The sequence below is a fragment of the Salipiger sp. H15 genome, from assembly GCF_040409955.1.
GTDB lineage: Bacteria > Pseudomonadota > Alphaproteobacteria > Rhodobacterales > Rhodobacteraceae > Salipiger.
Genome location: NZ_CP123384.1, coordinates 2630740 through 2654008, shown reverse-complemented (window position 1 = coordinate 2654008; position 23269 = coordinate 2630740). Strand labels below are relative to the sequence as shown.

Sequence of the window (23269 nt, the reverse complement as noted above, 5' to 3'; positions counted from 1 at the left end):
GCGTCAGCCCGAAACCATCCGTTTGAACCAGCCTTTTTTCTTGCCCTCTTCCGCCGCTTCGCCCGCCGCCTCGGGATCGCTCGGCCCCTCGACCGCGTCCTGCAGGTTGGTGAAGAACTGGTCGGCCATCTTCTTGGCGAAACCGTCGATGATCCGGCTGCCGAGCTGCGCCAGCTTGCCGCCGACCTTGGCATCGACCTCGTAGGTCAGCTCGGTGCCGCCCTCGACCTCGCGGAAGCTCACGTCGGCGCCGCCCTTGGCAAAGCCCGCCGCGCCGCCCTTGCCCTCGCCCGACAGCGTCACGCGCTCGAGCTCGGCCATGTTCGAGAGGGTCACGAGCCCGGTGAAGGTCGCCTTCACCGGGCCGACCTTCTGCACCACGGTCGCCTCGAAGCCCTCGTCCGGCGTGCCGGTCAGCTCGGTGCAGCCGGGCACGCAGGCCTTGAGCACCTCGGGGTTCAGGATCGCTGCCCAGACCACCTCGCGCGGGGCCTTGATCACGCGGGAATCGCTCATCTGCATGGCTCTTGTCCTCTATGGTTGGCGTCCAGACTAGCAGGACGGGGCGTGGCGCCTATAAGACCAAAGGCGCAGCCCTGCCGCCTGCATCTTCGGGCGCTGTATTGCTTTTCCGTGCGGAGGATTGCGCCGATCGCGCGACTTCGCAACCCCGGAAGCGCGCCCCTGCACCGCTCAGCGCCGCGGCGGGATCGCGTAGGTGAGCGAGGCATGGGCGACCGGCTCGCGCGTGCCCTCGGAATAGAGCAGCACGTCGGTCACGCTGAGGCTGCGCCCCATCTTCAGCACCCGCGCCTCCGCCAGCAGGTCGCGCCCCGCCTCGGGCTTGCGCATGAAGTCTATCGAGCAATGGGTGGTCACGGTCAGCGCCTCGCGCCCGATCCGCGCCAGCGTCGCCACGTAGGCCGCGACATCGGCGAGCGCGAACATCGACGGGCCCGACACCGTGCCGCCCGGCCGCAGGTGCTGGTCGTCGGTGATCAGCCGCATCACCAGCAGCTCCTCGTCCATCCGGTCGATGGCGAACATGCCCTCGACCTGCGGAAACACCTCCGACAGGAAGCCCCTCATCTCCGGTATGGTGAACTGCAGCGCCATGCGACCTCCCGCCCCTTTCGCCCCTCGTCCTCGCTGGCTAGGCTGCCCGCGAGGATGGAGGAGGACAAGATGGCAATTCTGGAACGTCACGACACGGGGCCGGTCGCCCACCTACGGCTGAACGCGCCCGAGCGGCTCAACCCGCTGTCGGACGCGATGCTCGCGGCCCTGCAGGACCAGATCGACGCGCTGGCGCAGGACCAGGAAATCCGCGCCGTGGTGATCTCGGGCGCGGGCAAGGTGTTCTGCGCCGGCCACGACCTGCGCGAGATGCAGGCCGGGCGGCAGGCCGAGGACGGGGGCGCGGGCTATTTCGCGGGTCTCTTCGCCCGCTGCGCGACGGTGATGACCGGCCTCACCCGCCTGCCCCAGCCGGTGATCGCGCAGGTCCATGGCATTGCCGCCGCGGCGGGCTGCCAGCTGGTGGCAAGCTGCGACATGGCCATCGCCGCCGAGGATGCGCGCTTCGCCGTCAACGGGGTGAACATCGGCCTCTTCTGCTCGACCCCGATGGTGGCGCTGAGCCGCAACCTGCCGCGCAAGATGGCCTTCGAGATGCTGACCACCGGCCGCTTCATCGACGCCGCCGAGGCGCGCTCGGTCGGGCTGGTCAACCGCGTGGTGCCCGCCGAAGAGCTTCCCGCCGCGGCGCTGGCTCTGGCCGAGAGCGTCGCGTCGAAGCTGCCGCAGGCGGTGCGCATCGGCAAGGAGGCCTTCTACGCGCAGGCCGAGCTGCCGCTGGACGCGGCCTATGCGCTGACCGGTGAGGTGATGGTGGCGAACATGCTCGAGCGCGACACGGCAGAGGGCATCTCCGCCTTCCTCGAGAAGCGCCGGCCCGACTGGGCCGGTTGAGCGCTTGGCGGAAACCCGCTGACGAACGGGGATTTTTCGGAACCGGTGCGGCGGGGCGCGGCGTTCTCTGCGTATAACTCCGAACCACGTACAGGAGAGCAGCATGTTGCGTACCCTCACCTTCGCGGCGCTTTCGGCCGCCGCCCTCGCCACCCCGATGGCCGCCAGCGCCGCCCCCAAGGGCTGCCCGCCGGGCCTCGCCAAGAAGAACGAGGCCTGCATGCCGCCGGGCCAGTACAAGAAGCTGCCGCAGGCGCGCCACGACCGCGATTACGACCGGGACCATGACCGCGACCGTCACCGCGACCGCGACCGGGACGAGATCCACGTGCACCGCTACGACCGCGGCGAGCGGATCCGCGACAATTACATCGTGATCCGCGATCCGGGCCGCTACCGGCTCGACCCGCGCCGGACCTATTACAACGTGGACGACTACGTCTACCGCGTCGACCCGGACACCGGCGCCGTGCTCGACATCATCGGCGGCATCGCGCAGCTCTCGAAGTGAGGCGCGACAGGGGGGCGCCGCCCCCCTGACCCCGGACATCCCGACCGAAAAGCCAAGGACCGGCGCGCTGACCCAGCCGCCGGTCCTTCTTTTCTTTCCAAATACGCACGTCGCGACCCCGCAACGGGCGCACTGACCGATTAACGCGACAGGCGCGTCACTCGGCGGCCACCTTGCCGGGGCGCAGCATCGGCTTGAGGTAATGCCCGGTGTGCGAGCGCCCGACCTCGGCCACCTCTTCCGGAGTGCCGGTGGCGACGATCTGGCCGCCGCCGTCACCGCCCTCGGGGCCGATGTCGATGATGTGGTCGGCGGTCTTGATGACGTCGAGGTTGTGCTCGATCACCACCACCGTGTTGCCCTGCTCCACCAACTCGTGCAGCACCTCGAGCAGCTTGCGCACGTCCTCGAAATGCAGGCCCGTGGTGGGCTCGTCGAGGATGTAGAGCGTCCGGCCGGTCGAGCGTTTCGCCAGTTCCTTCGACAATTTCACCCGCTGCGCCTCGCCGCCCGAGAGGGTCGTCGCCTGCTGGCCGACCTTCACGTAGCTGAGGCCGACGCGCATCAGCGCGTCCATCTTCTCGCGGATCGAGGGCACCGCCTGGAAGAACTCCTGCGCCTCCTCGACGGTCATGTCGAGCACGTCGGCGATGCTCTTGCCCTTGAAGTGGATCTCCAGCGTCTCGCGGTTGTAGCGCTTGCCCTTGCAGGTCTCGCACTCGACGTAGACGTCGGGCAGGAAGTGCATCTCGATCTTGATGAGGCCGTCGCCCTGGCAGGCCTCGCAGCGCCCGCCCTTCACGTTGAACGAGAAGCGGCCCGGCTTGTAGCCCCGCGCCTTGGCCTCGGGGAGCCCGGCGAACCAGTCGCGGATCGGGGTGAAGGCGCCGGTGTAGGTCGCGGGATTCGAGCGCGGCGTGCGGCCGATCGGGCGCTGGTCGATGTCGATGACCTTGTCGAGATACTCGAAGCCCTTGATCGTCTCGCAGGGCGCCGGGGTCTCGCGCGCGCCATTGAGCCGCATCGCGGCGTTCTTGTAGAGCGTCTCGATGGTCAGCGTGGACTTGCCGCCGCCCGAGACGCCGGTGACGCAGACGAACTTGCCCAGCGGGAACTCGGCGGTCACCTCCTTGAGGTTGTTGCCGGTCGCCTTGACCACCTTCAGCAGCTTGCCGTTGCCCTTGCGCCGCTCGGTCGGCACGGCGATCTCGCGCGTGCCGGCGAGGTACTGGCCGGTGAGGCTGGCGGGATCGTCCGAGATCATCTGCGGTGTGCCGTGGCTGACCACCTGGCCGCCGTGCACCCCGGCGCCGGGGCCGATGTCGAAGACGTAGTCGGCCTGGCGGATCATGTCCTCGTCATGCTCGACGACGATCACCGTGTTGCCCTGGTCGCGCAGCGATTTCAGCGTGCCGATCAGCCGGTCGTTGTCGCGCTGGTGCAGGCCGATCGACGGCTCGTCGAGCACGTAGAGCACTCCGGTCAGCCCCGAGCCGATCTGGCTGGCGAGACGGATGCGCTGGCTCTCGCCGCCCGAGAGCGTGCCGGCCGAGCGCGACATGGTCAGGTACTCGAGCCCGACGTTGTTGAGGAAACCGAGCCGCTCGCGGATCTCCTTGAGGATGGCGCGGGCGATCTCGTTCTTCTGACCCGAGAGCGCCTCGGGCACGGTCTCGATCCAGGAATGCGCCTCCTTGATCGACATCTGCACCACCTGGCCGACGTGCAGCAGCGTGCCCTTCTCGGCCGAGCCGATCTTCACCGCCAGCGCCTCGGGGCGCAGGCGGTAGCCGCCGCACGCGCCGCAAGGGCGGTTGTTCTGGTAGCGCTCGAACTCCTCGCGCACCCAGGCGCTGTCGGTCTCGCGGTAGCGGCGCTGCATGTTGGGGATCACGCCCTCGAAGGCGCGGGTCACCTGGTAGACGCGGCCGCCCTCGTCGTAGCGGAAGGGAATCTCCTCCTTGCCCGAGCCGTGCAGGAACACGTCCTGCACCTTCTGCGGCAGGTCCTTCCAGCGCGCGTTCTTGTTGAACTCGTAGTGCTTGGCGATCGACTCGATGGTCTGCAGGAAATAGGGCGACTTGCCCTTGCGCCAGGGCGCGATGGCGCCGTCGGCGACCTTCAGCGTCACGTCCGGCACCACCAGCTGCTCGTCGAAGAAGAGCTCGACGCCGAGCCCGTCGCAATCCGGGCAGGCGCCGACGGGGGCGTTGAAGGAGAACAGGCGCGGCTCGATCTCGGAGATGGTGAAGCCGCTGACCGGGCAGGAGAAGTTTTCCGAGAAGGTGATCCGCTCGGGCTCTCCCTCATCCTCGCGCGGAGCGGTTTCCAGCACGGCGATGCCCGAGGCGAGGTCAAGCGCGGTGCGGAAGCTGTCGGCGAGGCGCGTCTCGAGCCCCTCGCGCACGACGATGCGATCGACCACCACGTCGATGTCGTGGCGGAACTTCTTGTCGAGGGTCGGCGGCTCGTCGAGCTCGTAGAACTGCCCGTCGACCTTCACCCGCTGGAAGCCCTGCTTGCGCAGCTCGAGGAATTCCTTGCGGTACTCGCCCTTGCGATCGCGGATGATCGGCGCGAGCAGGTAGCCGCGCGTGCCCTCCTCCAGCGCCATGACGCGGTCGACCATGTCCTGCACCTGCTGCGCCTCGATGGGCAGGCCGGTGGCCGGGCTGTAGGGCGTGCCGACGCGGGCGAAGAGCAGGCGCAGGTAGTCGTAGATCTCGGTGACCGTGCCGACGGTCGAGCGCGGGTTCTTCGAGGTGGTCTTCTGCTCGATCGAGATCGCCGGCGAGAGGCCCGAGATATGGTCGACGTCGGGCTTTTCCATCATGTCGAGGAACTGCCGGGCATAGGCCGAGAGCGACTCGACGTAGCGGCGCTGGCCCTCGGCGTAGATCGTGTCGAAGGCGAGCGACGACTTGCCCGAGCCCGACAGCCCGGTGATCACCACCAGCTCGTCGCGCGGGATGTCGACGTCGATGTTCTTGAGATTGTGCTCGCGCGCGCCGCGCACTTCGATCTGCTTGAGCTCTGGCATGAGACCCTCGGGAAAGGAACGCCCCTACACATAGGGGAAACGCCCCGGATCGCAATGGGTAAATGAGAACTTAAGTGGAACATGCAGGGCGGGAATGCGCGTTTGCATCCTAGCGCATCGGCGCGCGGACGGGGAGCAACTCTCTTCGAAGAGAGTTGCAAAAGCCTTCGAAGGCTTTTGCCCTGCTCAACGATAGCGCAGCGAGACGCCCCCGGTGAAGAGATGCACCTTGGCCGGAGCCGCCGTCAGCCCCACCTCGGTGCCGCGCAGGCCCTGGTGGATGCCGGGCAGCTTGGCGATCACCGCCTCCTTGCAGCCGGGCTGAGGCTCGAAATGCAGCAGCGTCACCTCGCCGAGCGCCTCGGTCAGCGCGACCCTGCCGGAGTAGATGGGCGCGCCCGGGGCCTCGGTGAAATCCTCGGGGCGAATGCCGACGTTGACCTTCAGCCCCATGTCGGCCCCGGTCGTCGGCACGTCCGAGACCGCCGTGCCGCCGGTCTGCAGCCTGACGGTGGTCTGCGGCCCGGTGGCAACCACCTCTCCCGCGATCATGTTCATCGCCGGAGAGCCGATGAACTGCGCGACGAACTCGCTGTTCGGGGTCTCGTAGAGCTCGAGCGGCGAGCCGACCTGCGCGATGCCCTTGTTGGCCAGCACCACGATCCGGTCCGCCAGCGTCATCGCCTCGACCTGGTCATGGGTGACGTAGATCATCGTGCGGTCGGGCATCTTCTCCTTCAGCTGGGCGATCTCGATCCGGGTCGCGACGCGCAGCGCCGCGTCGAGGTTCGAGAGCGGCTCGTCGAAGAGGTAGACCTTGGGGTCGCGCACGATGGCGCGGCCGATGGCGACGCGCTGGCGCTGCCCTCCCGAGAGCGCCTTGGGCAGGCGGTCGAGGTAGGGCTCGAGCTGCAGCATCTTCGCCGCGCGCGCGACGGCCTCGGTGATCTCGGCCTTGCTCTTCTTGGCGATCTGCAGCGCGAAGGACATGTTGTCCCGCACCGTCATGTGCGGGTAGAGCGCGTAGCTCTGGAACACCATGGCGATGCCGCGCTGCGCCGGGGGCACGTCGTTGACCAGCTGCCCCTCGATTTCGAGCGTGCCGCCGGTGATGCGCTCGAGCCCGGCGATCATCCGCAGGAGCGTGGACTTGCCGCAGCCCGAGGGGCCGACGAAGACGATGAGCTCGCCCGCCTTGATGTCGAGGTCGATGTCCTTCAGCACCTCGACGGTGCCGCCGTAGGTCTTTCCGACATCGGTCAGTTTCAGGTCCGCCATCGTCTCCGCTCCCCCTCTCTTACCGTTTCGTCACATCTTCAGCGCCAGCGCGGGCTGCCAGGGCCCGAGGTGGAACTTGCCGTCCGGCGCGGTGCCGGTCGAGCCGAGCTCGACACCGACCTGCTGCCATTTGCCCGCGGGCGCGTCGATCACCGCCGGTTCCGGCCCGATGTTGAAGGCGCAGAAAAGCTCCTCCCTGCCGTCCTTGCGGCGGAAGCTGAGCACCGAGCCCTCGGTCCGCAGGTCGGAGATCTCGCCCTTGCCGAGCGCCGAGTGGGCGTGGCGGAAGGCGATGGCACGGCGGTAGTGATGCAGGATCGCCGCCGGGTCCTTCTCCTGGTCCTCGACGGTCATGCGCAGGTGCTCGTGGCTGACCGGCAGCCAGGGCTGGCCGGTGGTGAAGCCGCCGTGATGCGCGTTCGGCTCCCAGACCATCGGCGTGCGGCAGCCGTCGCGGCCCGTGAAGGCGGGCCAGAACATGATGCCATAGGGATCCTGCAGGTCCTCGAAGGCCAGCACCGCCTCGGGCAGCGCCAGTTCCTCGCCCTGGTAGATGCAGGCCGAGCCGCGCAGGCACATCATCAGCGTGGTGTAGAGCCGCGCCCCGGCGTCGCCGATGCCCCAGCGCGTCACGTGGCGCTCGACGTCGTGGTTGGAGAAGGCCCAGCAGGCCCAGCCGTCGCCCGCGACCTCGGCCACCTTGTCCATCACCTCCTTGACGTAGTCGGCGGTCGGCGCGCGCTTGGACAGCAGCTCGAAGGCGTAGGACATCTGCAGATGGTCTCTGCCCGAGGTGTACTCGCCCAGCACTTCGAGCCCGCGCAGGTCCTCGCCGATCTCGCCCACGGCGGCGGCGTTGTAGCGGTCCATCAGCTTGCGCAGCTTGGCGAGGAACTCGAGGTTCTCGGGCTGGGTCTTGTCGTAGAGGTGTTCCTGCCAGGTGTAGGGGTTCACCGCCGGGGCGGTGATCGGGTTGCGCCGCTCGGGCGCCAGCGGCGGGTTGTCGCGCAGCCCGGCGTCGTGGACGTAGAAGTTCACCGTATCGAGCCGGAAGCCGTTCACCCCCCGGTCGAGCCAGAACTGCGCCACGTCGAGCAGCGCCTGCTGCACCTGCGGCTCGTGGAAGTTCAGGTCGGGCTGCGAGGTCAGGAAGTTGTGCAGGTAGTACTGGCAGCGCGTGGTGTCCCATTGCCAGGCCGAGCCGCCGAAGATCGACAGCCAGTTGTTGGGCGGCGTGCCGTCGGGCTTGGCGTCGGCCCAGACGTACCAGTTGGCCCGCGCGTTGTCCTTCGACGAGCGGCTCTCGGCGAACCAGGGGTGCTGGTCCGAGCTGTGCGACATGACGAGGTCGATCAGCACCTTGATCCCGAGGCGGTGCGCCGTCTCGATCAGCACGTCGAAATCGGCGAGGCTGCCGAACATCGGATCGACGTCGCAGTAGTCGCTGACGTCATAGCCGAAGTCCTTCATCGGCGAGCGGAAGAAGGGCGAGATCCAGACCGCGTCGACGCCCAGCGAGGCGATGTGCGGCAGTCGGCGCGAGATGCCGAGCAGATCGCCGATGCCGTCGCCGTTGCTGTCCTGGAAGCTGCGCGGGTAGACTTGGTAGATCACCGCGCCGCGCCACCAGTCACGGTCTTCGCTCGAGGGGACTGGGAGGGTGTTTTTGCTCATGGGACTGTTCTTTCGATCACTTCACGGAGCCTGCCAGCAGGCCGCGTACCAGATATTTCTGCATGGCGAAGAAGACCACCAGCGGCACGACGATCGACACGAAGGCCGAGGTTGCAAGGATCTCCCATTGCCCTCCGCGCGAGCCCATCAGGTTGACCAGCCGGGCGGTCAGCACCAGCCGGTCATCATCGGTGCCGAGGAAGACCAGCGCCACCAGCAGGTCGTTCCAGGTCCAGAGGAACTGGAAGATGGCAAAGCTCGCCAGCGCCGGGAAGGAGAGCGGCAGCACGATCTTGGTGAAGATCTGGAAATCCGAGGCGCCGTCGACGCGGGCGTTCTCGATGATGTCCTTGGGCAGGCCGACCATGTAGTTGCGCAGAAGGTAGATGGCGAGCGGCAGGCCGAAGCCGGTATGCGCCAGCCAGACCCCGAGGTAGCCCTTGCCGATGCCGATCGCGTTGTGCAGTTGCAAGAGCGGGATCAGCGCCAGCTGCAGCGGCACCACCAGCAGCGCCACCACACCGGCGATCAGCAGCGCGCGGCCGGGGAACTCCATCCAGGCCAGCGCATAGGCGGCGAAGGCGGCGACGAGGATCGGGATCACCGTCGCCGGGATCGCCACCGTCAGCGTATTCAGGAATGCCTGTCCGACCCCTGCCCCGGCGGTCGTGCCGAATAGCACGTTGCTGTAATTCTCCAGCGTGAACTCGGGCGGCGTCGTGGCGGTGGCGAAGACGCGCGGCAGCCGCCCGCCCTCGAAGCTCGCGGGGCCGCTCAGGCGGAACTCGCCGGTCTTCTCGACCGAGAGCTGCACGCCGTCCTTGAGATCGGCGGTCGCGCCGGGCTCGTAGGCCTCGGGCTCGCGCGACGAGGTGCCCCAGGCCGAGAGCGTTGTCTCGGCCGCGCCGAAGAGGTTGCCGTCGATGACGTAGAGCCCGCCCTCCTCGTGCTCGTCGCCCTCGATGCGGATCGCCGGCAGCTGGCCCTTCTGCGCCGAGAAGGCCGACCACCAGCCCGAGTTGCTGATCTGCTCGGCGGTCCGGAAGGACGAGACCAGCAGGCCCACCGTCGGGAAGAGCCAGAGCGCCACGAGCAGCGCCACCGAGAGGTGCACCGCCCAGGTGAGGGTGGATTTCTGTCCTGCCATGCCTTCCATGTCCGGCCCTCCCTCAGCGCATCTCGCGGCGCGCGTTGATCACGTTCCACACCAGGATCGGCGAGACCAGCAGCATGATGACCATGGCCGCGGCCGAGCCGACGCCCCAGTCGAAGGCGCGGAAGAGCTTGTCGTACATGTAGTTGGCCAGCACCTGCGTCTGCCACTGGCCGTTGGTCATGGCGAGCACGATGTCGAAGACCTTCAGCACCACCAGCGTGATCGTCGTCCAGACCACCACGATGGTCGAGCGGATCTGCGGCACCTTGATCTTGAAGAAGATCTGGAACGGGTTCGCGCCGTCGACGATGGCGGCCTCGACCGTCTCCTCCGGGATGCCGCGCAGCGCTGCACCGAGGATCACCATGGCAAAGCCGGTCTGGATCCAGATCAGCACCACCATCAGCAGGAAGTTGTTCCAGGGGGTGATCGTCAGCCAGGTCTGCGGCGCGCCGCCGAGCCAGACCCAGATGGCGTTGAGGATGCCGATCTGCTCCTGCCCGACGGGGCGGAAGTCGTAGACCAGCTTCCAGATCACCGAGGCGCCGACGAAGGAGATCGCCATCGGCATGAAGATCAGCGATTTCGCGATATTGCCCCAGCGGATGCGGTCGGTCAGCTGCGCCGCCAAGAGGCCGAAACCGGTCGAGGCGGCGGGCACCACGATCAGCCACAGCATGTTGTTGCGGATCGCCTCCCAGAACTTCGCCTCGCGCAGCATCTGCTGGTAGTTCGCCAGCCCGACGAAGGAGCCGCCCTGGTTGCGGTCGGTGAGCGAAAGCCAGAAGGTCGCGACCACCGGGTAGGCAAGGTAGACCCCCAGCGCGAAGATCGCGGGAAACAGGAAGAGCCAGGGCCGGATCATCTCGGCGCGGCGGATGTTGCGGCCGATGTTGGGGCCGCGCGCCGGGAAGAGCACCTTGTCGAGCAGCAGGTTGGACAGCCAGAAATAGCCGATGCAGCCGCCGAGCCCGATCACGATGGTCAACACGGCCTGAAGTGCCGGATGCATGACGTCCTCCCCGTCCCGTGCAGTCATCCGGGGCGCCGCAAATCTCTTCGAAGAGATTTGCAACTTCCTTCGAAGGAAGTTGCGTCGCGGCGCCCCGGGGTCAGTCTAAACCGTCTTACTTGTTGGCGTCCCAGCTTTTCTGGATCGCGGTCGCGACATCCTCGGCCGACTTGCCGCCGACGTAATCGACCATGCCGGTCCAGAAGCTGCCCGCGCCGACCGCGCCGGGCATGAGGTCCGAGGCGTCGAAGCGGAAGGTCGTGGCATCGAGCAGGATCTCGCCCATCTTCTTCAGCGGCGCGGAGCCGTAGAGCTCGGCATTGGCTTCCTTGTAGGGGGTCAGGAAGCCCGACTGCGCCATCCAGATCTCATGCGCGATCGGGGTCTTCAGGAACTCGATGAAGGCCCGGGCCGCGTCGCTGTCCTTGGTGATGAAGGCGAGCGTGCCCGCGCCCAGCACCGGCTGGCCGAGGTCCTTGCTCTCGTAGGCGGGCATGTAGAAGAAGTCGGCGTCGACGCCCATCTGCGTGCCCTCGGGGAAGAAGGTCGGGATGAAGCTGGCCTGGTGGTGCATGTAGCACTGCGGCGGCGAGGCGAAGAGACCCGCCGGGCTCTCGCGGAAGTCGGTGGTCGCCACCGCGCCGGTGCCGCCGTTGACGAAGGCGTCGTTCTTGGCGAACCAGCCGAACTCGTCGATCGCCTCGATCACCTTGGGATCGTTGAACGGGATCTCGTTGCTGACCCACTGGTCATAGACCTCGGGCGGCTGCACGCGCAGCATCATGTCCTCGACCCAGTCGGTCGCCGGCCAGCCTGTCGCGCCGCCAGAACCGAGGCCGATGCACCACGGCGTCTGGCCCTCGGAGGCGATCTGCTCGGTCAGCGCCTTCAGCTCCTCCATGGTGGTCGGAACCTCGTAGCCCGCGTCCTCGAAGTTCTCGGGCACGTAGAAGACCAGCGATTTCACGTCGATCTTGTAGGGGAAGGCGTAGAGCTGCGTGCCGTCCTTGCCCTCGAAGGAGCCGAGGCTCACCCAGCTCTCGCCGGCGGCATAGTTCTCGCGCAGCCAGTCGGCGGTCTCGTCGCCGAGCGGCGTGACGTAGCCCTTCTTGACGAGGTCGGCGATCAGGCCCGGCTGCGGCAGGATGGCGATGTTGGGCGGGCTGCCCGCCTCGGTGTCGATGACGATCTGCTGCTCGTAGGTCTCGGAGGAGGCGTAGCTCACCGTCGCGCCGGTGGCCTCCTCGAAATAGGCGAGCACCGTCTCGACCAGCTGCTGGTCGTCGCCGCGCCACGGCCCGAAGATCGACAGGGTCTGGCCCTTGAGGTCATGCGCCGCGCCGAAGGCGTCGAGGCTGTCCCAGTTGAAACCGCCCTCGCCGGGGGTGAACTTCATCTCGGCCTGGGCCGCGCCCGCGCAGAGCGCCAGCGCCGCCACCGATCCGAGAATGGCGCGAGCACCGCGGACAGCTGTGTTTCGCTTGGTCATGTCGTCAAGTTCCTCCCGGTGTGTCGCGGCTCTGACGGCCGCAAGAAATGTGAGCATTTCCGGCGCTCGGGGCACTCCTCACCCCAAAGCGCTTTGAGACCCTTGCAGCCTCACGCGTTTGACCCCGACTTGTCAATCACGCAATGCGTTGTGCAGCTGCAAAATAAATGCTGCAGCGCAGCTATCCCGGTGGATCTCAAAGGGTCTTCCCGAATGCCCCTTTTTGCCGTTACTGTCGCTAGATACCGAAGCGCTTTGGAAGCCTCTCCGATGAACCTCAAGCAACTGGCCGCGCATCTCAATCTGTCGCAGACCACCGTGAGTCGCGCCCTCAACGGCTACCCGGAGGTCAACGAGCAGACCCGCAAGCGCGTCATGGAGGCGGCGCAGGCGCTCAACTATGCCCCGAATGCGCGGGCCAAGGGGCTGGCGACGGGACGCGCCATGGCGATCGGCCACGTGATTCCGATCTCGACGCAGCACCAGATGATGAACCCGGTCTTCGGTGACTTCATAGCTGGCGCATCGGACGAATACGTCAAGGCCGGATACGACATGACCCTGTCGATGACCGGCGACCGCGACGAGGAGGAGAACTACCGCCGGCTCAAGGCCAAGGGCAATGTCGACGGCATCATCGTGCACGGCCCCTCGATGCAGGACGGGCGCATCCCCTTCCTGCGCCAGCTCGGCCTGCCCTTCGTCGTGCACGGCCGCGCCACCGATCTCGAGGTGCCCTACAGCTGGGTCGACATGAACAACACCCATGCCTTCCAGCGCGCCACCGACTTCCTGCTCGACCTCGGGCACCGCCGCATCGCGCTGATCAACGGGCTCGAGTTCATGGACTTCGCCCATCGCCGGCGGCACGGGTTCGAGCAGGCCCTCGCCGGGCGCGGCGTCGCGCCCGACCCGCGCTACATGGCCTCGGGCGAGATGACCGAGACCTACGGCTTCGAGGCGGCGGCGCGGATGCTCGCCCTGCCCGACCGGCCGACCGCGATGATCACCTCGTCGGTCATCGCCGCCATCGGCATCCGCCGCGCCATTCATGGCGCCGGGCTCGAGATGGGGCGCGACGTGTCGGTGATCACCCATGACGACGACCTCAGCTTCCTGCGCAACGGGCCGGACGTGCCGATCTTCACCGCCACCCGCTCCTCGGTCTACGAGGCCGGGCGGATCGCCGCCTCGATGCTGCTCGCACAGATCGCCGACCCGGAGCTTCCGGCCCAGCAGCGGCTGCTCGAGGCGCAGCTGATCATCGGCGGCTCCACCGGACCCGTTCCCGCCGCGGCATAACCACCATACCACGCCCCCGTCACTCTTCGACAAGGACAGGCCATGCAGTTCACCCGCAGGGATTTTCCCGAGGACTTCCTCTTCGGCGTCGCCACCTCCAGCTACCAGATCGAGGGCCATGCCTTCGGCGGCGCGGGACGCACCCACTGGGATGACTTCGCCGCCACCCCCGGTAACGTCGTGCGCGCCGAGAACGGCGACCGCGCCTGTGACCACTACCACCGCTACGAGGAGGACCTCGACCTCGTGAAGGGCGCGGGGCTCGACGCCTACCGCTTCTCGACCAGCTGGGCGCGCGTGCTGCCCGAGGGGCGCGGACAGGTCAACGAGGCCGGGCTCGACTTCTACGACCGGCTGACCGACGCCATGCTCGAGCGCGGCATCAAGCCCTGCGCCACGCTCTACCACTGGGAGCTGCCCTCGCCGCTCGCCGACATGGGCGGCTGGCGCAACCGCGACGTGGCCAGCTGGTTCGGCGATTTCACCGAGGTGCTGATGAAGCGGATCGGCGACCGGATGTACTCGGTCGCGCCGATCAACGAGCCGTGGTGCGTGGCGTGGCTCTCGCATTTCATGGGCTTCCACGCCCCCGGCCTGCGCGACATCCGCGCCACCGCCCGCGCCATGCACCACGTGCTGCTGGCCCATGGCCGCGCCATCGAGGTGATGCGCGGGCTCGGGATGAAGAACCTCGGCGGCGTCTTCAACATGGAATGGTCGACCCCCGCCAATGACACCGACGACGCGCGCCACGCGGCGGCGCTCTATGACGGCATCTACAACCGCTGGTTCACCGGCGGCGTGTTCAGGGGCGAATACCCGCAGGTCGTGCTCGACGGGCTGGAGCCGCACCTGCCGAAGGGCTGGCAGGACGATTTCCCCACCATCACGCAGAAGCTCGACTGGTGCGGGCTCAACTACTACACGCGCAAGGTGATCGAGCCCACGTCCGGCGCCTGGCCCGCGCTCGGCGAGGTCGAGGGCCCGCTGCCCAAGACCTTCATGGACTGGGAGATCTACCCGCAGGGCCTGTCGCAGTTCCTCACCCGCCTCGCCACCGAGTACACCGGCGACATCCCGCTCTACGTGACCGAGAACGGCATGGCCGCGCCCGACCCGCTGGTGAACGGCGGCGTGGACGACCAGGACCGCATCGCCTATCTCGATGATCACCTCGCCGAGGTCCGCCGCGCCATCGCGGGCGGTGCTCCGGTGAAGGGCTATTTCGCCTGGTCGCTGCTCGACAACTACGAATGGAGCCTCGGCTACGAAAAACGCTTCGGGCTGGTGCATGTGGACTTCGACACCCTTGAACGCACGCCCAAAGCCTCATACCACGCGCTGGCGAGAGCGCTAACGGAGTAAGGCATCATGAGCATCGGCGGCACGGCAGTCCTGGCGGATATCGGCGGCACCAACACCCGGGTGGCGCTCAGCAAAGGCGGCAAGCTGATCGAGGGATCGGTGAAGCGCTACCGCAACGCCGAGAACGACGGCATCGGTGCCGTGCTGAAGCACTACCTCGCCGAGGCCGGCGCGACGGTCGAGGCGGCCTGCGTCGCCGTGGCCGGCCCGGTGCGCGACGGCGCGGGGCGGCTGACCAACATCGACTGGGAGATCGACCGCCCGACCTTGGCCGAGGCCACCGGCGCCGCGACCATCTCGGTGCTCAACGACCTGCAGGCGCAGGGCCACGCGCTCGGCCACATCTCGGACGAGTTCCTCACCCCGATCCTGCCCGGCCTGCCGTCGAGCCCGCAGTCGGCGCGGCTGGTGGTCGGCATCGGCACCGGCATGAACGCCGCCCCGGTCTACCGGCTGGGCGAGCGCACGCTGGTGCCGCCCTCGGAAGCGGGCCACGTGGCGATCCCGGTGCAGACCGACGACGAGATGCGCCTGCTGCGCTACATCGAGCGCAAGCACGAGGGGCCGAGCGTCGAGCACATCCTCTCGGGGCGCGGCTTCGAGCGGGTCTATGCCTGGCTCTGCGACGAGGACGGCGCGGGCGCGCCGCTCGAGGCGCAGCAGATCATGGAGGCGGTGCAGGCCGGTACCGACCCGCGCGCGCTGCGCGCCATCGAGGTCTTCGTGCGGATGATGGGCCGGGTGTGCAGCAACCTCGCGCTCACCACCCTGCCCTTCGGCGGCATCTACCTGATCGGCGGCGTGGCGCGGCATTTCGGCCCGTACCTGACGACGGGCGCCTTCGAGGAGACCTTCTGCGACCGCGGCCGCTTTGCCGAGTTCATGAAGCAGTTCCCGGTGAGCCTTGTGACCGACGATTATGCGGCGCTCACGGGTTGTGCCTGCCACTTGAGCGAATTGCCCTGAAACTTGGCGCGTTACGCAAGGAGGTTGCCTTTGCGTAACAAAAGCTGTTCATCAATTGTGCAAACGCCCTAGGTCGACCGGCGCAACCCTTCGTCTTGTCCAAAGCGAGTGCCTATCCATGACCCCTACCGCCTCCCTGCGCGAGTCCATCATCCAGCATCTGCGCTATTCCTTCGGAAAGGATCCCGAGCACGCGATCCTCGAGGACTGGCGCATGGCGCTGAGCTACGCGGTGCGCGACAAGATCACCGATGCCTGGATCGGCGCGACCGGCAAGACCTACGACTCGGGGGCGAAGCGGGTCTACTACCTGTCGATGGAATTCCTCATCGGGCGGCTGCTCGAGGACGGCATCGTGAACCTCGAGCTGGTCGACGAGGCGAAGGCCGTGCTCGAGGAATTCGGCAAGGATTACGAGCTGGTGCTGGCCGACGAGCCTGATGCGGCGCTCGGCAACGGCGGTCTCGGGCGGCTCGCGGCCTGCTTCCTCGAGAGCCTGTCGACCATCGGCTGCCCGGCGCATGGCTACGGCATCCGCTACGAGCACGGGCTCTTCCGCCAGAGCTTCGTCGACGGGCGGCAGGTGGAGCAGCCCGAGCACTGGCTCGAGCAGCGCCACGCCTGGGAATTCGAGCGCCCCGAGGTCCGCTACCGCATCGGCTTCGGCGGCCACGTCGATCGCCGCGGCGAGACGGTGCGCTGGTATCCGTCCGAGGTGGTCGAGGCCGAGGCCTTCGACACGCCGGTGGTCGGCTGGAAGGGCCGCTGGGCCAACACGCTACGGCTCTGGTCGGGCCGCGCCATCCACCCCTTCGACCTTGACCGGTTCAACCACGGTGACTTCGCCGGGGCGGCCCAGCCCGAGGCGCTGGCGCGCACCATCTCCCGCGTGCTCTACCCCGACGACACCACCGAGCAGGGCAAGGAGCTGCGGCTCAAGCAGGAATACTTCCTGACCGCCGCCGCGCTGCGCGACATCCTGCGCCGCTTCAACAACCAGTTCGGCGACCTGCGCAAGCTGCCCGGCAAGGTGGCGATCCAGCTCAACGACACCCACCCGGCCATCGCCGGGCCCGAGCTCGTCCGCGTGCTGCACGACGAGCGGGGCCTGTCGTTCGAGGAGTCGATGGAGATCGCCCGCGGCTGCCTCAGCTACACCAACCACACGCTGCTGCCCGAGGCGCTCGAGACCTGGGACGAGGCGCTCTTCGGCCGGCTCCTGCCGCGCCACATCGAGCTCATCGACCAGATCGACAGCACCCACGCGCGGCAGAACCCCTCGCGGCTCAACTCCATGCGCGCCGATCACCAGGTGAAGATGGGCCAGCTCAGCTTCGTCATGGCGCATCACGTCAACGGCGTCTCGGCGCTGCACACCGACCTGATGAAGACCACCGTCTTTGCCGAACTGCACGGGCTGCACCCCGACCGCATCGTCAACGAGACCAACGGCGTTACCCCGCGGCGCTGGCTGCTCGGCTGCAACCCGCGCCTTGCCGGGCTGATCACCGAGTCCATCGGCGAGGGCTGGGTCGATGACCTCGAGCAGCTGAAGGGGCTCGAGCCCTTCATCGAGGACACCGGCTGGCTCGACCGCTACGCGCAGGTCAAGCGCGACAACAAGGCCGAGCTCTCGACCTGGATGGGCACGACCTTCGGGCTGCATGTCGATCCCGAGATGCTCTTCGACGTGCAGATCAAGCGCCTGCACGAGTACAAGCGCCAGCACCTCAACATCCTCGAGACCATCGCCCACTGGGCCGAGATCCGCGACAACCCGAACGCCGACTGGACGCCGCGGCTGAAGCTCTTCGGCGGCAAGGCGGCACCCGGCTACTTCTTCGCCAAGGACATCATCCGGCTGATCAACGACGCCGCCGCGGTGATCAACGCCGACCCGGTGACCGCGCCCTATCTCAAGATCGCCTTCCTGCCCAACTACAACGTCAGCCTCGCCGAGCGGATGATCCCCGCCGCCGATCTCTCCGAGCAGATCTCGACCGCCGGCAAGGAGGCCTCGGGCACCGGCAACATGAAGTTCGCCCTCAACGGCGCGCCCACCGTCGGCACGCTCGACGGCGCCAACGTCGAGATCCGCGAGCACGTGGGGGCCGAGAACTTCTTCCTCTTCGGCATGACCGCCGCCGAGGTGATGGAGCGGCGCAAGATCGAGGGCCACGCCTGGAAGGCCGTGCAGGCCGACTCGCGGCTCAAGCGGGCACTCGATCTCATCCGCGAGGGGCGCTTCTCGCCGGGCGAGCCCGAGCGCTACCACGGCATCACCGCCAACCTCGAGGGCGCCGACTACTTCCTCGTCTGCTCGGACTTCACCGACTACTGGCGCGCACAGCGCGAGGTCGACACGGCGTTCCGGGACAGCCGCGCCTGGGCGCGGATGGCGGCGCTCAATACCGCGCGCTCGGGCTGGTTCTCGTCCGACCGGACCATCCGGGGGTACATGAAAGACATCTGGGGCGCGGAAAGTCTTCTTTGATCTGAATGTGTCAGATCATTGCCAGAGGCGTGGAAGCGACTACAGTCATTGCATGAGCCACGCGTCCACATCCCCCGAGTCTGCCCTGCTGCGACTGCTGCGGGGCCATCACGACGATCCCTTCGCGGTGCTTGGCCCGCACGAGATCGACGGCGAGCGCCACGTCACGGCCTATGATCCGGGGGCCGACCGGATGTGGGCCCTCGTCAAGGGCGTGCGGCATCCGCTGGAGCCGGCGAACGTGCCCGGCTTCTTCTCGGGCCCCGTGCCCGGCGACATGGCCTACACGCTGCTCGGCGAGGACCATGGCGAGGACGGCGAGCCGCAGCTCTTCGAGAAGGAAGACCCCTACCGCTTCGGCCCGGTGCTGGGCGAGATCGACGAGTACCTGCTTGGCGAGGGCAGCCACCGGCGGCTCTGGGAGGTGCTGGGCGCCCACGTAATGACCCACGAGGGCGTGCAGGGCACGCATTTCGCCGTCTGGGCGCCCAATGCCCGGCGGGTCTCGGTGGTGGGCGATTTCAACTGGTGGGACGGGTTGCGCCACCCGATGCGACGGCGCGGTGCCACCGGCGTGTGGGAGATCTTCCTGCCCGGCGTCGGCGACGGCGCCTTCTACCGCTACGAGATCGTCGGCCCCGATGGCAGCGTCATGCCGCGCAAGGCCGACCCGATCGGCTTCGGCTCGGAACACCCGCCCGCCAATGCCTCGATCGTGCGCGACATCTCGGGCTACGGCTGGTCCGACGAGGACTGGTTCGAGACCCGCGCGCAGGCGCAGAGCCGCAGCGCCCCGATCTCGATCTACGAGGTCCACCTGCCCTCGTGGCGGCGCAAGGACTGGGGGCGGCCGATCTCCTACGTCGAGGCGGCGGAGGAACTGGTCGACTACGTGGCCGCCATGGGCTTCACCCATATCGAACTGCTGCCGGTCAGCGAGTACCCGTTCGACGGCTCGTGGGGCTACCAGCCGATCGGCATGTTCGCCCCGACCATCCGCCACGGGCTGCCGCACGAGTTCCGCGACCTCGTCAACGCCGCGCACCTTGCCGGGATCGGGGTGATCCTCGACTGGGTGCCCGGCCACTTCCCCACCGACGCGCACGGGCTCGGCCGCTTCGACGGCACCGCGCTCTATGAACATGCCGATCCCAAGGAAGGCTTCCACCACGACTGGAACACGCTGATCTACAACTACGGCCGCGCCGAGGTGGCCAACTACCTCACCGCCAACGCGCTCTACTGGCTCGAGGAATATCACGCCGACGGGCTGCGCGTGGACGCGGTCGCCTCGATGCTCTACCGCGACTACTCCCGCCCCGACGGCGAATGGGTGCCGAACAAGGACGGCGGGCGCGAGAATTACGAGGCGATCTCGATGCTGCGCCGGATGAACACCGAGTGCTACGGCCAGCACCCCGGCATCATGACCGTGGCCGAGGAAAGCACCGCCTATCCCGGAGTCTCCGCCCCGGTGGATCAGGGCGGGCTCGGCTTCGGCTTCAAGTGGAACATGGGCTGGATGAACGACACGCTCGAGTACATCCGCAAGGATCCGATCTACCGCAGCTACCACCACCACCAGATGACCTTCGGGCTGGTCTACGCCTTCTCTGAGAATTTCATCCTGCCGATCAGCCATGACGAGGTGGTGCACGGCAAGGGCTCGATGCTGGGCAAGATGCCCGGCAACGGCTGGGAGAAATTCGCCAACCTGCGCGCCTATTACGGCTTCATGTGGGGCCATCCGGGCAAGAAGCTGCTGTTCATGGGGCAGGAGTTCGCGCAGGCCAGCGAGTGGAACCACGACGCCGAGATCGACTGGCCCTGCCTCTCCGATCCGCAGCACGCCGGCATCCAGCGGCTGATCCGCGATCTCAACGTGCTCTACCGCGACACGCCGGCGCTGCACGCCAAGGATTGCGAGCCCGAGGGTTTCGGCTGGATCGCCGGCGGCGACACCGGCAACTCGGTCTTCTCGTGGATCCGGCGCGGCCGCGCCGACGAGCCCGAGGTCGCGGTGATCTGCAATTTCACGCCTGCCGAGCAGCCGAGCTATCGCATCGGCCTTCCCGACACCGGCGTCTGGCGCGAGGCGCTGAACACCGATGCAGGCATCTACGGCGGTGGCAATCGCGGGAATTTCGGCCGCGTCATCGCCGACGACGAGCCCAGCCACGGCTACCCCGCCTCGGCCGAGCTCTTCCTTCCGCCGCTTTCGGCGATCTTCCTCGTCCGCGAGGAAAGCTGATCCATTCATACCCGTGTCATGGCCGTGCCCGACATGTTGCATTTAGTTAAAGGAGGAGACGAATGCCCCGACGTTCCCACAGGCTCGCGAGCCGGAGCATGGCCTTCGTGCTGGCGGGCGGACGCGGCTCGCGCCTGCACGAGTTGACGAATTTTCGCGTCAAGCCTGCCGTGTATTTTGGCGGCAAGGCCCGGATCATCGACTTCGCCCTGTCCAACGCGCTGAACTCGGGGATCCGCAAGATCGCGCTCGCGACGCAGTACAAGGCGCACAGCCTGATCCGCCACTGCCAGCGCGGCTGGAACTTCTTCCGCGCCGAGCGGAACGAGTTCCTCGACATCCTGCCCGCCTCGCAGCGCTACAACGAACAGACGTGGTATCGCGGCACGGTCGACGCGGTGGCGCAGAACATCGACATCATCGACAGCTACGACATCGACTACATCGTCATCCTCGCGGGCGACCACATCTACAAGATGGACTACGAGGAGATGCTCGAGCAGCACGTCGACAGCGGCGCGCAGGTGACCGTGGGCTGCCTGACGGTCGACCGCTCCGAGGCCAGCGCCTTCGGCTGCATGGCGGTGAACGACAGCGACCGGATCACCTCGTTCCTCGAGAAGCCCAAGGACCCGCCCGGCCTGCCCGACGATCCCGACAAGACGCTGGTCAGCATGGGCATCTACGTCTTCGACTGGAAGTACCTGCGCGGCAAGCTGATGGAGGATCTGGGCTCGGAAAGCTCGAGCCACGACTTCGGCAACGACATGATCCCCGAGATCGTCGCCGCGGGCGGCGCGCAGGCGCACCGCTTCGAGGACAGCTGCGTGCGCGAGCCCGGCAAGCCCGCCTACTGGCGCGACGTCGGCACGGTCGATGCCTTCTGGCGCGCCAACATCGACCTGACCAACTTCGACCCCGAGCTCGACCTCTGGGACACCGACTGGCCGATCTGGACCTATGCCGAGGTCGTGCCCCCCGCCAAGTTCATCCACGACGAGGAGGACCGCCGCGGATCGGCCGTCAGCTCGCTCATCGCGGGCGGCTGCATCGTCTCCGGCACCGAGATCCGCGAGTCGCTTCTGTTCACCAAGGTGCACACGAATTCATATGCTTCGCTCGAACGTGTGGTACTTCTGCCCAATGTCTACGTCTCGAGGTACGCGCGGCTGACAAACACGGTGGTCAATCGCGGCGTGCATATTCCCGAAGGGCTTGTGGTCGGCGAGGATCCGGAGGAAGACGCAAAGTGGTTCCGTGTCACCGCCGGGGGCGTGACGCTGATCACGCAAGGTATGCTCGACCGGAGGGAAGCCGCCAAATGACTCGTGTCCTGTCTGTCGCCTCGGAATGTGTCCCGCTGATCAAGACCGGAGGGCTGGCCGACGTGGTCGGCGCCCTGCCCGGCGCGCTGGCGGTGCACGGGGTCGACATGCGGGTGCTGCTGCCGGGCTACCGGCAGGTCATCGCCAACCTGCCGACGCAGACGGTGGTGGCGGAATACGGCGATCTCTTCGGCGGGCCGGCGCGGGTGCTCAGGGCGCCGCTGGCGAACGGCTCCGGGGAGCAGGTGCTCTACGTGCTCGAGGCGCCGCATCTCTTCGACCGCGACGGAGGGCCCTACATGGACAAGTCGGGCAACGACTGGCGCGACAACCCCGAGCGTTTCGCCGCGCTGAGCTCGGTCGCGGCAATGATCGGCGCCGACGGGATCGAGGGCTGGTTCCCGCAGATCCTGCACTGCCACGACTGGCAGGCCGGCTTCACCCCGCTCTACCTGCGCGAGCTGGGCGCCGCGGGCCGGGTCGCGACGCTGATGACCATCCACAACATCGCCTTCCAGGGCATGGCCTCGGCGGCGCGCATCGGCACGCTCGGCCTGCCGCGCACCGGCTTCCACCAGCGCGGCTACGAGTTCTGGGACAGCGTCTCGGCGCTGAAGGCGGGGCTGGTCTACGCCGACAGGCTTTCGACCGTCTCGCCCACCTATGCCTCCGAGCTGATGACCAAGGAATTCGGCATGGGGCTCGACGGTGTGCTGCGCGAGCGGCAGGAGGACATGGTCGGCATTCTCAACGGCATCGACGAGGCGATCTGGACGCCGCCCTACAAGACCATCGCGGAGAAGGCCAAGCACAAGGCGGCGCTGCGCAAGGAGCTCGACCTGCCGACCGACTGGCCCGGCCCGCTCTGCGTGGTGATCTCGCGCCTGACCGAGCAGAAGGGGCTCGACATCCTGATGCAGGCCCTGCCCGCGCTGCTCGACCGCGGCGGCCAACTGGCGCTGCTGGGGGCCGGCAACCCGGGGCTCGAGGAGGCCTTCCAGCGCAAGGCGCAGAAGCACCCGGGCGTCGCGGTGCGCATCGGCTACGACGAGGATTTCGCGCACCGGCTGATGGCCGGGGGCGACGCGATTCTGGTGCCCTCGCGCTTCGAGCCCTGCGGGCTGACCCAGATGTACGGGCTGCGCTACGGCACGCTGCCGCTGGTGGCGCTCACCGGCGGCCTTGCCGACACGGTGATCAACGCATCGCCTGCCGGATTGGCAGCGGGCTGCGCGACCGGCATCCAATTCCACCCGGTTACGGCCCAGGCTCTGGCACAGGCGCTGATGAAGCTGGTAAACCTGTACCAGGACAAGGAAACCTGGACGCGGATGATGACCAACGCCATGGCCACCCCGGTCAGCTGGACCCATTCGGCGGCGAAATACGCGGCGCTCTACCAAGACATGGTCAAGGCCAAGACTCCATGAGGCAC

At 67.4% G+C, this 23269-nt stretch carries 17 protein-coding genes; 9 read left to right on the top strand and 8 right to left on the bottom strand.

The features are described from left to right. Positions 1 to 3: 3 nt before the first annotated feature. On the bottom strand, positions 4 to 522 hold the full coding sequence (locus PVT71_RS12835) for a carbon monoxide dehydrogenase subunit G (RefSeq protein ID WP_353472178.1): 519 nt from the start codon (positions 520 to 522) through the stop codon (positions 4 to 6). A 171-nt stretch (positions 523 to 693) separates the two neighbouring features. Further along, complete coding sequence (locus PVT71_RS12830; protein WP_353472177.1) at positions 694 to 1116, bottom strand: PaaI family thioesterase; 423 nt, start codon at positions 1114 to 1116, stop codon at positions 694 to 696. A 69-nt stretch (positions 1117 to 1185) separates the two neighbouring features. On the opposite strand from PVT71_RS12830, the gene PVT71_RS12825 reads away from it, so the two are divergent. Together PVT71_RS12825 and PVT71_RS12820 are read left to right on the top strand one after the other, a co-directional pair. Continuing rightward, positions 1186 to 1971, top strand: a complete 786-nt coding sequence (locus PVT71_RS12825) for an enoyl-CoA hydratase (RefSeq protein ID WP_353472176.1) — start codon at positions 1186 to 1188, stop codon at positions 1969 to 1971. A 103-nt stretch (positions 1972 to 2074) separates the two neighbouring features. Next, the gene (locus PVT71_RS12820) at positions 2075 to 2482 is read left to right on the top strand and encodes an excinuclease ABC subunit A (RefSeq protein ID WP_353472175.1); all 408 of its coding nucleotides are present in this window, start codon (positions 2075 to 2077) and stop codon (positions 2480 to 2482) included. Between the two features lie 157 nt (positions 2483 to 2639). On the opposite strand, the gene uvrA is transcribed toward PVT71_RS12820, so the two are convergent. From uvrA to PVT71_RS12790, 6 genes are all read right to left on the bottom strand, one after another. Further along, positions 2640 to 5522, bottom strand: a complete 2883-nt coding sequence (gene uvrA / locus PVT71_RS12815) for an excinuclease ABC subunit UvrA (RefSeq protein WP_353472174.1) — start codon at positions 5520 to 5522, stop codon at positions 2640 to 2642. A 186-nt stretch (positions 5523 to 5708) separates the two neighbouring features. Beyond that, positions 5709 to 6800, bottom strand: a complete 1092-nt coding sequence (gene ugpC / locus PVT71_RS12810; protein WP_353472173.1) for a sn-glycerol-3-phosphate ABC transporter ATP-binding protein UgpC — start codon at positions 6798 to 6800, stop codon at positions 5709 to 5711. A 30-nt stretch (positions 6801 to 6830) separates the two neighbouring features. After that, on the bottom strand, positions 6831 to 8474 hold the full coding sequence (locus tag PVT71_RS12805) for an alpha-glucosidase (RefSeq protein WP_353472172.1): 1644 nt from the start codon (positions 8472 to 8474) through the stop codon (positions 6831 to 6833). A gap of 16 nt (positions 8475 to 8490) precedes the next feature. Next, the gene (locus PVT71_RS12800; protein WP_353472171.1) at positions 8491 to 9630 is read right to left on the bottom strand and encodes a carbohydrate ABC transporter permease; all 1140 of its coding nucleotides are present in this window, start codon (positions 9628 to 9630) and stop codon (positions 8491 to 8493) included. A gap of 13 nt (positions 9631 to 9643) precedes the next feature. Beyond that, positions 9644 to 10642: a sugar ABC transporter permease gene (locus PVT71_RS12795; protein ID WP_353472170.1), complete on the bottom strand. Its 999-nt coding sequence runs from the start codon at positions 10640 to 10642 to the stop codon at positions 9644 to 9646. A gap of 115 nt (positions 10643 to 10757) precedes the next feature. Then, positions 10758 to 12131 (bottom strand): ABC transporter substrate-binding protein, encoded by a 1374-nt coding sequence (locus PVT71_RS12790; protein ID WP_353472169.1) that lies wholly within the window; start codon positions 12129 to 12131, stop codon positions 10758 to 10760. Between the two features lie 270 nt (positions 12132 to 12401). Between PVT71_RS12790 and PVT71_RS12785 the strand changes: the two genes are divergently transcribed. The 7 genes from PVT71_RS12785 to glgA all read left to right on the top strand — a co-directional run bounded on the left by PVT71_RS12785 (position 12402) and on the right by glgA (position 23264). Continuing rightward, positions 12402 to 13433: a substrate-binding domain-containing protein gene (locus PVT71_RS12785; RefSeq protein ID WP_353472168.1), complete on the top strand. Its 1032-nt coding sequence runs from the start codon at positions 12402 to 12404 to the stop codon at positions 13431 to 13433. Positions 13434 to 13475: 42 nt separating this feature from the next. Beyond that, positions 13476 to 14798 (top strand): GH1 family beta-glucosidase, encoded by a 1323-nt coding sequence (locus PVT71_RS12780; protein ID WP_353472167.1) that lies wholly within the window; start codon positions 13476 to 13478, stop codon positions 14796 to 14798. Positions 14799 to 14804: 6 nt separating this feature from the next. Continuing rightward, entirely contained in the window at positions 14805 to 15764 is a 960-nt protein-coding gene (locus PVT71_RS12775; RefSeq protein ID WP_353472166.1) for a glucokinase, read from the top strand. Between the two features lie 118 nt (positions 15765 to 15882). Beyond that, entirely contained in the window at positions 15883 to 18258 is a 2376-nt protein-coding gene (locus PVT71_RS12770; protein ID WP_353472165.1) for a glycogen/starch/alpha-glucan phosphorylase, read from the top strand. Positions 18259 to 18310: 52 nt separating this feature from the next. Then, complete coding sequence (gene glgB / locus PVT71_RS12765) at positions 18311 to 20509, top strand: 1,4-alpha-glucan branching protein GlgB (RefSeq protein WP_353472164.1); 2199 nt, start codon at positions 18311 to 18313, stop codon at positions 20507 to 20509. 62 nt (positions 20510 to 20571) lie between these two features. Then, positions 20572 to 21834: a glucose-1-phosphate adenylyltransferase gene (glgC, locus tag PVT71_RS12760; protein WP_353472163.1), complete on the top strand. Its 1263-nt coding sequence runs from the start codon at positions 20572 to 20574 to the stop codon at positions 21832 to 21834. Beyond that, on the top strand, positions 21831 to 23264 hold the full coding sequence (gene glgA / locus PVT71_RS12755; RefSeq protein WP_353472162.1) for a glycogen synthase GlgA: 1434 nt from the start codon (positions 21831 to 21833) through the stop codon (positions 23262 to 23264). The genes glgC and glgA overlap by 4 nt, the downstream gene beginning before the upstream one ends. The last annotated feature ends 5 nt before the right edge of the window (positions 23265 to 23269 follow it).